A 1,281-nucleotide genomic window follows, 5' to 3' on the forward strand; every position below is an offset into this window, starting at 1 on the left:
GAGCCTGTAAATTAAATTGTGTATTTGCCTTATCTTGATATGTTTAATTTACTATCAAAATAAGGTTGATTTATGAACGCGAAACAATTGCAGGCTCTTGCCAATGAACTGGCTAAAAACCTCAAAACCCCTGACGACCTGAACCAATTTGATCGGTTACTGAAAAAGCTCAGTGTTGAGGCTGCGCTTAATGCCGAAATGAGCCATCACCTTGGTTATGATAAAAATCAGTCCAAAACAGGCACGAATGCCCGTAATGGATACTCCTCAAAAACAGTTATCACGGCCGATGGGCCTCTGGAACTCAGTACTCCCCGGGATCGTGAAGGCAGCTTTGAACCTTTGCTCATCAAGAAAAACCAAACGCGTTTCACCGGTATGGATAATCAAATTTTAACCTTGTATGCCAAAGGCATGACCACACGTGAAATCGTATCCACTTTCAAAGAGTTATATGATGCGGATGTGTCCCCCGCCTTAATCTCCAAGGTCACTGATGCGGTCATGGAACAAGTCATTGAGTGGCAAAATCGGCCTCTGGATGCCATTTATCCAATTGTTTATCTGGATTGTATTGTGCTCAAAGTCCGTCAGGACAACCGCGTCATCAATAAATCCGTTTTTCTCGCGCTGGGGATCAATATTGAGGGGCAGAAAGCCCTTTTAGGTATGTGGTTAGCCGAAAATGAAGGGGCTAAGTTCTGGTTAAATGTGCTCACAGAGCTTAAAAATCGCGGGCTGAATGATATCCTCATCGCTTGCGTTGATGGCCTGAAAGGCTTTCCAGACGCGATAAATGCCGTTTATCCCGAAACACGCATTCAGTTGTGTATTGTCCACATGATCCGTAATAGTCTCCGGTTCGTGGCCTGGAAAGATTACAAAGCTGTCACGCGTGATCTGAAAACAATTTATCAGGCGCCGACAGAAGAAGCGGCGCTTCAAGCCTTGGAGGCGTTCAGTGAAACCTGGGATCCCCGCTACCCACAGATAAGTCGCAGTTGGCAGGCTAACTGGCCTAATTTATCCACGTTCTTCGGCTCTCCAACGGAAATCCGTAAGGTTATCTATACAACCAATGCCATCGAATCGCTGAATAGCGTTATCAGACACGCTATCAAGAAGCGTAAAGTGTTCCCAACCGACGACTCCGTGAAAAAAGTGATCTGGTTAGCTATCCAAGCCGCCTCAAAGAAATGGACGATGCCACTTCAAGACTGGCGAATGGCGATGAGTCGTTTTATGATTGAGTTCGGTGACCGCCTTGACGGTCACTACTAA

Annotated in this window: 1 protein-coding gene; it reads left to right on the forward strand. The window is 45.7% G+C overall.

Annotated features, from left to right (window positions below; translation table 11 throughout):
* Positions 1-72 precede the first annotated feature (72 nt).
* The gene (locus Xmir_RS22115) at positions 73-1,281 is read left to right on the forward strand and encodes an IS256 family transposase (RefSeq protein WP_099116105.1); all 1,209 of its coding nucleotides are present in this window, start codon (positions 73-75) and stop codon (positions 1,279-1,281) included.

This window comes from Xenorhabdus miraniensis, from assembly GCF_002632615.1.

Bases quoted from the DNA above. Each gene is read 5' to 3' on its own strand.
- Xmir_RS22115 (WP_099116105.1), top strand. From the start codon at position 73: ATGAACGCGAAACAATTGCAGGCTCTTGCCAATGAACTGGCTAAAAAC.